The organism is Desulfovibrionales bacterium (genome assembly GCA_028715605.1).
Taxonomy (GTDB): Bacteria; Desulfobacterota; QYQD01; order QYQD01; family QYQD01; genus QYQD01.
The window spans coordinates 38,891-48,254 of record JAQURM010000013.1 but is presented as its reverse complement, the minus strand read 5'-3'; the positions used below and the strand labels follow the sequence as shown (position 1 = coordinate 48,254).

Below are 9,364 nucleotides of genomic sequence, written 5' to 3'. Positions count from 1 at the left end.
TTTCCCTGAATAAGAAACCTTTGGTATCTCTAAAGCCATTCCTTTCCCTCCTTACAGTAGCTGTCAGCGGTCAGCTGTCAGCTCAGGTCCAAAACAAGTCTCTTTTTGCCTTGTTGCTGAACGCTGATAGCTGAAAGCTGAATGCTTCTTTATAGTTCTGCTTCATCCAACACATGGGGAACCCTCTTCTCCCACCCGATGGCCATGATATGTACACCCTGGCATAGGTCCTTCATCCCCTTCACTAATCGTGCCGCTATCTCAATACTGGTCTTGGCTTTGTCCTTGGTCTCCGTCATCTCTTTGATCAGATATTCGGGAACAAAAACTCCGGCCACATTTTTGTTCATAAAGCGGGCCATACCCGCCGACTTAAGCAGGATCACACCCCCCAGGATTTTTGTCTTATACCCCTCCACCCGTCTCATGAACTTCGCAAACAGGTCCAGGTCATAAATGGCCTGGGTCTGAAAAAACCGGGCACCGGCTTCCATCTTTTTTTCCATCTTTATAATCTGTAAATCAAGCGCGGCCTCGGTATCCGCACCTGGGTTAACTACCGCACCGGGAAGAAAATCAGTAGCCCCTTTAAGCTCATTCCCAACCATGTCCGCGCCGCCGTTAAGTTTGCCGATCACCTCCAGCAGACTCACCGAGTCCAGATCAAACACCGGCTTGGCCTGGGGATGATCTCCAAGGGTCGGATGATCCCCGGTGAGCGCCAGGACGTTTCTGATCCCCAGTACCCAGGCGCTGAGGAGGTCGGCCTGGAGGGCCAACCGGTTTCGATCCCTGCAAGTCACCTGCAGGACAGGATCGATCCCCATATCCGTCAATAAGTGGCAGACGGCCAGGGAACCCAATCGCATGACAGAACTCTGCATATCGGTCACATTAATGGCATCAACACGGTCTTTTAAGATGGACGCATCTTCCAGAAGAACACCCGTATCAGTCCCCTTCCCAGGCCCGATTTCCGCCGTGACTAAGAATTTATCCGATTCTAAAGCCTGTCTGAAACTCATTTTGCCACCCTCTTTTCAATATCAGCCACAGAGCGCATAAAGTTTTTCATCTGCCGTTTATCTCTGTAGCTTGCAGTTTCAGCCTTCTTTCGCCTTCAGTTCTTCCCTAATTACCCTACCCGGGTGAACGGCCCAGCCCTTTATTTGCGTCTCGCCTCTTAAATAATCCAAAAGCCCCAGCCGCTTTAGTCCATGGTATATCTCCTGCCAGGCGCAGGGGCGATCTTTAGAAACCTCACACTTACCCTCCTGGGAGCCGCCACACGGCCCATTGAGCAGGCCCTTAGCACAGCGTGTCACCGGGCACACACCGGCCGTCCTCCCCAGGATACAATCGCCGCAAGCCATACACATTTCAGTCCAGACGCCCGGTTCTTGTTCAATGCCGATAAACTGTGTGTTGAGCGCCGGCAGAACACGTTTGTCCGGAAACCGTCTGGCCACAGCCTGCACGCCGTTGCCGCAGGCCATAGAAAGGATGGCTTCATAATCCTGAATTTTCTCCTCCAGGCGATCGATGAATTTATCCGAACACTGCCGGGGAATCATGCCCTTTTCTACGGTCAGTCCCTCTCTGTCCGTCGCCAGATTTTCGGCCAGCCTTGCCACCTCATCCGGCCCGCCTGCGGAACAGAACGTCATGCACATACCACACCCTACTATCAGAACCTTTTTATAGGGAGCGATCATGTGTTTTATTTCCGCCAGGTCTTTTTGTGTAGCAATAATCATATCCCGCCTCCCCGTAACTGCCGGCCACTAAGACACAACATCACCAAGATTTTTACATTCTTTGTGTATCGGCGGCCTTGCGGCAAAAACAGACCCCCTCTTGCCGGACCTAGCTGGCAATGGGCAGTGAAACTATAAACGTGGTACCCTTGTTTTCCTCGCTCTCTACATGAATGGTACCTCTGTGGAGGTCGACTATCTTTTTGACAATAGAAAGGCCCAGCCCTGTGCCGGCTATATTTTTGGTTATTTCCGACCTGATACGATAAAACTTGTCAAAGATACGCTGCATATCGGACTGCGCGATGCCTATGCCGGTATCTACCACCTTGATGCGCAGATCTTGACCGCTTTCGTATATATCGACTGTTACCCGCCCACCGCCGGGTGTGTACTTGATCGCATTGCTGATCAAGTTGAGGAGAACCGCCTCTATTCCGTTACGGTCACCACTTATGAGCGGCAAATCTTCAGTTACGTGCGTCTCGAAAGTTATATCCTTATCCTCAGCCGACATGGCCGTCAATTCGACCGTCCGCTGCAGTATCTCCCGCAGATCTAAGCGTTCTATCTGTTGTAAGACCTTCCCTTCCTCAATACGGCGGAAGTCCAAAAGGTCGTTGACCAGGGTAATCATCCCTTTGGTTTTTTCCTTGGCCTTCGCAAGCAGGTCCTTCTGTTTCGCATTAAGCTCACCGGCCAGGCCGTCTACGACTACAGAGAGCTGCATCAGCATGGAACTCAAAGGCGATTTTAGTTGATGGGAAACCATAAATATAAAATCATCCTTTAATGCATTCATACCGCTGATGCGCGCAACATCGTGGATTAAGGCTACCGTCCCAATCGGCACCTCATCTCTATTGATCACGGGATTGACATGGATCCTTAGACGTTTATCGCCGGTCTCCAATAAACAGACTTCATGGTGACCTTTGGGGTGCTCGACAGGTTCTACTCTGGCGGCACATAGCAACTTCTCCAGTTCCTTATTTCTTATGAATTGTTGAACCGGGCGCCCCAACTCGTCACATGATATATCAAGCATATCGGACGCCTTTGAATTGCAAAATACAAGATTTCCATGTAGGTCGGTAACCATAATCCCGTCGGCAATACTGTCAAAAATGGCCCGCATGCTGTCCGATCCACAGCCCTGAAGGGATCGCCTCTCTCTTTGCAGAGCTTCCAACTCCCGCTTTAGGTGAAATCTTTCTATGGCCCGGTCCATCTTCGTCCAGAAGCGCTCTGTAGTAAACGTCTTTCGTATGCAGTCGTATGCCCCGGCGTGTATGGCCTCAATGGCCTCTTCACCGCAATCTGCAGACATGGCCAGGATCAGCATCTCGCTTCTCGCTTTCCGCAGAGTCTCCAGAAGCGGCATGGCTCCCAGGCGTGGGAGTTCAAGAGACAGCAGCATTATATCAACACCGCCCGGATTTTTCTGAATAAAATCCAATGCCTCTCTGGCGGTTTCAAGCACAACAACGTTATACCCCCGGCCGGTTAAAAGTTGATTTACTTTATTAAGGACGGCGATGTTGTTTTCCACTACTAATATGTTCGGTTTAGTCAGCATAAATCCGTCTTCATGTTTACGGGCTCAATAACCGTTCCACCCGCCTCGCCAACTCAGCAGAATCGACCGGCTTGGCAATATAGTCATCGGCCTCGGTCATTAGACCCATTTCTTTAGTGTAGGTCGTCTTGAATATGGATTGGTCCACCGCGGTGAGGAGAATGATTGGTATGTGACTCAACTTTGGATCGGACTTGAGAACGACGCACACATCATACCCATTCATTTCCGGCATCATTACGTCCAGGATAACCAGATCCGGCCCCGTGGTCCGGACCTTATCCAGACCTTCCTTCCCGTCGTGGGCTAAGACAACCTCGTAAGCCTTACTCTCAAGGAGAAGTTTGGCTGCCGCACAAAAATCAACGTCATCATCTACCATCAATATTTTCTTACTCACGGCCATACCTCGCTGTCGAAGTTTTAACCACGAATGAATCCGGATTAATCATCGGTTAATTGTCGGTTGTCTTTGTCACTTCGTGGTCAATTCGTGGCAGAACGCCTCTTATCCAAAATCCTCCCCACGCGTTCCAGCAAGACCTTGCTTTCCACAGGCTTTTCCACATAGTCGTCTACATCAAGCTGCACGCCCGTCTCCAGTTCGTAGCGGCGCTGGCTGACCCCCTCCCTTATGGAGCTGAGGATAATAATCGGCATATGGGCATATTTGGCACGCCTCGGATCTTTAAGGGCCTTACACACCTCAAAGCCATCCATTTTGGGCATAAGAAGATCAAGGATAAGTAAGTCCGGCTGCTCTTCCTTGAGGCGTGTCAGGCATTCTTCGCCGTTGCAGGCAGTAACTACTGTATAGCCGACGGATCCGAGTATCATCTCCAGGGTCTCACGCATATCCGGATCGTCATCCACTACCATAATCTTTGCATTCGTTCCCATGAGCCCTCCTTCATACGAGTTACGGGTTACGAGTTACGCGTTCTACTCCATGCGAAACGCAATCCCCGCAACGAGCAACAATCATTACACTATCGGCCTGGGCATCAACCCTGCCTCCTCAACAATGCGCGGCACGACATCCTCCCAGGCCACAGCCATGATATGAACGCCGTGAACTCCTTCAATCTCCTTGACCTGCTCAATGATCTCGATGGCTATCTTCAGGCCTTCTTCCTTGGCGTCCTTGGCCCCTTCCATCCGGCTGACCAGTTCCCTCGGTACGGAGATGCCGGCCACGTTCTTGGCCATGTACCGCGCCATGCCCACGGATTTGATGGGAATAACCCCGGCCAAAACATGCACCTTCTCATGCAGGCCCTCGTCTCTGGCCATGGCCATCCAGCGGGAGAACCTCTCCACATCAAATATCCCCTGAGTCTGGATGAAATCAACCCCTGCCTTTATCTTCTTGGCCAGTCTTCTGACCCTGAACTCAAAAGGATCCGCAAAGGGATTGGCCGCAGCGCCGATATAGAGCGGGATATCGCCCGAGATATCCTCTCCGTTCATGAACTTCTTCTCATCGCGCATCCTTTTGACCGTCTGTATGAGCTGAATGGAATCAATATCGTAGACCCCCTTCGCCTGCGGATGATTGCCGAATCTCTGGTGGTCACCGGATAGACAAAGCAGATTACGGACTCCCAGCGCCACGGCGCCCAGAATGTCGCTCTGAATGGCGATCCGGTTCCGGTCGCGCACCACCATCTGCATCACCGGCTCTATACCCAGTTCCCTCAGAAGAACGCACCCGCTGAGGCTGGACATCCTCACGATGGCCGTCTGGTTGTCCGTTATGTTCAAAGCGTCACAGCAGGTCTTCAGGAGTTCCCCTTTGCGCTTGACCACCTGGCCCGAAGTTCCCTTGGGTGGCCCGCACTCCGAGGTTACGGCGAACTGCCCGCTTTCCAGTATTCTCTCCAGACTGCTTCCCGATTTCATACTTTCAGATCCTCTCTCACAATCTTCCGCGGACCACCGTGGGGACTCGCCGACCAATCCTTTATGGGGAAAATCTCGTCAAGCTTGTCCAGTCGATTGAGACCCTTCAGGCGGTCATATATCAGCTGCCATACGCAGTCCACGTCCTTGCTTATCTCGCATTTCCCATTGACCGAGCCGCCGCAGGGGCCGTTGAAGAGGCCTTTGGAACACCGGGCTATGGGACACAGTCCGCCGGTCATGTCCAGAATGCACTGGCCGCAGCCGGCACAGCGCTCGGACCAGACGCCGTGTTCCTCCGTGACTCCCATGAATTTGGTGTTTAGTGCGGGGAGGAAAACGGTGTTCGCATAGGTATCTGCCAGGAAATTGACGCCTACGCCGCAGGCCATGGACAGCACCGCGTCATACTCGCCTATGGACCCGGAAAGCTCCTGAAGATACTCCGGATCACACTGCCGGACGAGGGTCTTCTCCACGATCTCAACGGGTTCCCCTTTTTTCTTGCGGTCCATGCGAATCAGCGACGAAAGGATCTCCACCTCTTTGGCGCCGCCGGCAAAACACACCGTTACGCAGGTGCCACACCCAAGAACCAGGATCTTTTGGAACCCCTTCAGCATCTCGACAATTTCAGCAAATGGCTTCTGTTCGCCAACAATCATACGTTATTCTCCTCGTAACGGACTGGGCCCTAGTTTTTTTATCCGATCTACCATTTCCCTGGCCACTTCCGCAAAGCGCCCGCCCTGGGACGCGGACATATTATACATCTCCACCCTTTCCGGCTCAATGCCCAGGTCGCGCAGGAGCCCTTTAACGTATTGAACCCGTTTTTTCGCCTTGAGATTTCCGGTCTGGAAATGGCATTCCCCTTCCAGGCAACCGGCCACATAGACACCATCCGCCCCATCCTCCAAGGCCCTGAGGATGTGGATAATATCCACCCGTCCGGTGCACGGAACGCGTACGATCCGGACATTGGATGGGTATTGCAGTCGCGCTGAGCCTGCCAGGTCAGCCGCAGAATAGGCTCAATACTTGCAACAGAAAGCTACGATAACTGGAGTAAAGTCTTTCAACCTGCCGCCTTTCTCAACAGAGCACTGCATCCGGCAATGACCTGTTTATCTGTGAGATACTTGAAACTGATGGCTTTGGCCGGACACTCGGCCACGCATATTCCGCAGCCCTGACAGCTGGCCGGATCGATCTCGGCTTTGCCCTCTGCGTTGATGGCCGGGACATGATAAGGACATAGTCTGACGCAGGTCAGACAGGACACACAAAGGTCCGGGTTGACGGAGGCCACCACACCCTCGATCTCGCGACACCCTTTGGACAGCAGGGCACCGGCCCGCCCCGCTGCTGCTTTGGCCTGAGAGATACTCTCCTCCATAGGCTTGGGATAGTGCGCCATGCCGCAGACAAAAACCCCTTCGGTCGTCAGATCGACCGGCCTCAGTTTCATGTGGGCTTCGATGAAGAACCCGTCATCGTTAACCGGCACCTTAAACATCTCCGCCAGCTTCTTCTGCCCCGTTGACTCGATCGCCGTGGCCAGAGAAACGAAATCAGGATAGATCTCCAGAGTCTCGCCAAGAAGCCTATCGGTCACCGCCACTTTCAGACGAGAGGCGCCGGCGGCGCCGGCCACCAACTCCACCCGGGGTTTGTCCGCCGGATCGTAGCGCAGGAAGATGACTCCCTGCTCCCTGGCCTGGCGGTAGAGGTCCTCCCGTTTGCCATAGGTGCGCAGGTCGCGGTAGAGGATGTAGACCTCTATTTTCGGATTCAGCCTCTTCAATTCCAGGGCGTTGGCTATGCTGTGCGTGCAACAGATCCGGCTGCAATACGGGTGGTGCTCGTCACGGGAGCCGACACACTGAATGAAGACAGCCGATTGCGCTTGCTTGATCCTCTCCGGTTCTCGCGCTATGACCTGATCCAGTTCGACCCCTTGATAGACATTTGGATCTTGTCCGGCCAGGTATTCTTCCGTCCTTGCCGGCCCGGCGCCGGTAGCCAGAATAGCCGCACCATGTTCAATCTTGCGTGTGCTGCCGTCCCCACTGGACACTACCATCGTCTCAAAATTTCCCACCGAACCGGTAACGCTCTTGAGCGTAGTCTGGAGATAAACCTGTACGCGTTCGTGGGCTGTGACGGCCTCAACCATGCCGGCTACGTAGGACTGGATATCTTCTCCCTGCCATGTCCACCGCAACGAGGTCGCCTGGCCGCCGAGGTATTGGTCCCTCTCTACCAGGTGCACGGTGTGGCCCTGGTCAGCCAGCTCCAGAGCGCTGACCATGCCCGCCACGCCGCCTCCCACTACAAGAACGTCCCTGCTGGCGGGCAGCTTCATGCCGGGCAGAGCCTCGGCCAGACGCATCTTGGCCACAGCCATACGGATCAGGTCTTTGGCCTTTTCTGTAGCTGCTTCCGGCTCATTGCGGTGAACCCACGATCCCTGATCCCGAATATTCACCAGCTCAAATAGAAACTTATTGAGTCCGGCTTCACGCAGCGTCTGCTGAAAGATAGGCTCATGCGTGCGCGGGCTGCAGGAGGCTACCACAACCCGGTTGAGCCCGTGCTCTTTGATGACGGCCTTCATCTTCTCCTGGGTGTCCTGAGAACACGTGAAGAGGTTGGACTCGACGTAGGCCACACCAGGAAGGCTGCCGGCGTAGGCCCTCACACCTTCAACATCAATCACGCCGCCGATGTTGATGCCGCAATGGCACACAAAGACGCCCACCCGCGGTTCTTCTCCGGTGACGTCCGATTCCGCAGGATAGCTCTTTTCCTGCGACATGGTATGTCTCACCTCGCTAAGGAGGGTAGATGCTCCGCAGGCGGCGGCGCTCGCTTCCATGACCGACTGGGGGATGTCCTTCGGCCCTTCGGACGCCCCGCAGACATAGATACCCGGACGCGAGGCGGCGACGGGAGAAAGGTCTCCGGTTGCCACAAAACCGTATTGATCCACATCCACATCCAGCCGTTCCGACAGATCAACCATGGCCGGCGCCGGCTTGAGGCCCACGGACAGGACCACCATATCAAAAGGCTCCGCGCTTATGCGACCGTCCTCGGTGGCATACCGGAGCAAGAGCCCCCCATCCTCAAGAGGACTGATATTCTGGATACGGGAACGGATGAAGCGGACGCCGGATTCCTCTTCCGCTCGTCTGTAGTACTTATCGAAATCCTTGCCTGAGGTGCGCATGTCCATGAAGAAGATAGCCGTGTCCAGCGGTTCCGCGCTGTGCTCCTTGGCAATGACCGCCTCCTTGATCGCGTACATGCAGCAGACCGCTGAACAGTAACGGTTGGTCCTGTCCCTCGATCCTACGCACTGTAGCCAGGCGATCTTCTTCGGGGGATTGCCGTCGGAGGGTCGCACCAAGTGACCGCGGTAGGGGCCGGTAGCGCTCAGGATCCGCTCAAACTCCACGCTCGTCACCACGTTGGGGGAATTGGCATACTGAAACACCGTACCCTGCGACAGACCGCAGCCCGTGGCCACGACAATAGAACCCACCTCAAGCGTTACTTCCCGGTCGGTCTGGGTCAGATCGACGGCCTGCGTGGGACAGTATTTGGCACAGGCCCCGCACCGTCCCGGCTTGTTGAGCCAGATGCAGTTTACAGGATCAATTGCGTATTTCAGGGGAACGGCCTGGGGATATTGAATATAGGCCGCTTTCCTCCGGGCAAGGCCGGCATTGAATTCGTCTTCGACCTTCTTTGGACACTTCTCGGCGCAAGTCCCGCAGGCAATGCACTTCGTCTCGTCTATGTACCGCGGGTGCCGCACAATCCTGACTTTGAAGCGGCCTGCCGCACCGGAGACCCCCTTCACCTCTGAAAGTGTCAGAATCTCGATGTTCAGGTGCCTTCCGCATTCCACCAGTTTTGGTGAGAGTATGCACATGGAGCAGTCATTCGTCGGAAAGGTCTTGTCCAGTTGGGCCATCACGCCGCCGATGGCCGCCGACCGCTCCACGAGATAGACAAAGAATCCGGACTCCGCCAGGTCAAGCGCCGCTTGAACGCCGGCGATTCCTCCGCCGATAACCAGTACCGCACCTATCTTGGAATCGACAACAGCCTTCAC

The 9,364-nt window shown here is 54.4% G+C and carries 9 protein-coding genes; all 9 read right to left on the bottom strand.

The genetic code is table 11. From position 1 onward, the window contains the following. Window positions 1-149 precede the first annotated feature (149 nt). Window positions 150-1,025, bottom strand: a complete 876-nt coding sequence (locus PHT49_10820) for a methylenetetrahydrofolate reductase (protein ID MDD5452374.1) — start codon at window positions 1,023-1,025, stop codon at window positions 150-152. A 78-nt stretch (window positions 1,026-1,103) separates the two neighbouring features. Further along, window positions 1,104-1,757 carry a methylenetetrahydrofolate reductase C-terminal domain-containing protein gene (locus PHT49_10815; GenBank protein MDD5452373.1) on the bottom strand — a complete coding sequence of 218 codons (654 nt, stop codon included), beginning with the start codon at window positions 1,755-1,757 and terminating at the stop codon, window positions 1,104-1,106. Window positions 1,758-1,866: 109 nt separating this feature from the next. Continuing rightward, window positions 1,867-3,336, bottom strand: coding sequence for an ATP-binding protein (locus PHT49_10810; protein ID MDD5452372.1), 1,470 nt, complete (start codon window positions 3,334-3,336; stop codon window positions 1,867-1,869). Window positions 3,337-3,352: 16 nt separating this feature from the next. Continuing rightward, window positions 3,353-3,736 (bottom strand): response regulator, encoded by a 384-nt coding sequence (locus tag PHT49_10805; protein MDD5452371.1) that lies wholly within the window; start codon window positions 3,734-3,736, stop codon window positions 3,353-3,355. Window positions 3,737-3,822: 86 nt separating this feature from the next. Continuing rightward, the gene (locus tag PHT49_10800; GenBank protein ID MDD5452370.1) at window positions 3,823-4,236 is read right to left on the bottom strand and encodes a response regulator; all 414 of its coding nucleotides are present in this window, start codon (window positions 4,234-4,236) and stop codon (window positions 3,823-3,825) included. 84 nt (window positions 4,237-4,320) lie between these two features. After that, window positions 4,321-5,238, bottom strand: coding sequence for a methylenetetrahydrofolate reductase (locus tag PHT49_10795; GenBank protein ID MDD5452369.1), 918 nt, complete (start codon window positions 5,236-5,238; stop codon window positions 4,321-4,323). Beyond that, window positions 5,235-5,903: a methylenetetrahydrofolate reductase C-terminal domain-containing protein gene (locus PHT49_10790; GenBank protein ID MDD5452368.1), complete on the bottom strand. Its 669-nt coding sequence runs from the start codon at window positions 5,901-5,903 to the stop codon at window positions 5,235-5,237. The genes PHT49_10795 and PHT49_10790 overlap by 4 nt, the downstream gene beginning before the upstream one ends. A gap of 3 nt (window positions 5,904-5,906) precedes the next feature. Then, a complete protein-coding gene (locus PHT49_10785) occupies window positions 5,907-6,350 on the bottom strand; it encodes a hydrogenase iron-sulfur subunit (GenBank protein MDD5452367.1) in 444 nt (147 codons plus the stop codon). Further along, entirely contained in the window at window positions 6,317-9,364 is a 3,048-nt protein-coding gene (locus PHT49_10780; protein ID MDD5452366.1) for an FAD-dependent oxidoreductase, read from the bottom strand. Before PHT49_10780 ends, PHT49_10785 begins: the two co-directional genes overlap by 34 nt.